The organism is Flavobacterium macrobrachii (genome assembly GCF_014486675.1).
In the GTDB taxonomy this organism is placed as follows: Bacteria; Bacteroidota; Bacteroidia; order Flavobacteriales; family Flavobacteriaceae; genus Flavobacterium; species Flavobacterium macrobrachii.
Map to the genome: position 1 here is coordinate 1 of NZ_JACTAC010000197.1, position 440 is coordinate 440.

The window sequence follows — 440 nt, forward strand, 5'->3', positions numbered from 1 at the left end:
ATAGCAGTTTCGGCTCAGCCATACAGCTATGCAGGTTCTACAACAAGAACCTACAGATTTACTATTACAAACAATCAAACAGGCGTTTCACAAGAAGTAGCTTCGCCAACACGTTTTGTTACTATACCACAAAACATGCGTAACTACAACGTTAGCTACACAGTAACCGCAGCAGCAGTTATTGATGGAGAGAATGTACCTTATGCAGGTAATACCATAACAGTGTTTAGCCCAGTAATTTCATTAGTGAAATTAGCGCCAGCAAGCTGTGGAGTTACTTTAGCAAGCTTAACGTCAAACATCAGCTCAACAGTAGGATTAAATGCAATCTCATATACTTTTAGAGCAAGATTGACAAGCGACAACGGACCAACGCCACAGTATTACTATGTACAATCACCAAGTAGATTTGTATCGATGAATTCATTCATTGGATTAAC

At 39.3% G+C, this 440-nt stretch carries 1 protein-coding gene; it reads left to right on the top strand.

The annotated features are described in order from the left end of the window. A partial coding sequence (locus IAI56_RS15940; RefSeq protein ID WP_187658791.1) for a hypothetical protein occupies window positions 1-440 on the top strand: 440 nt, incomplete at both ends.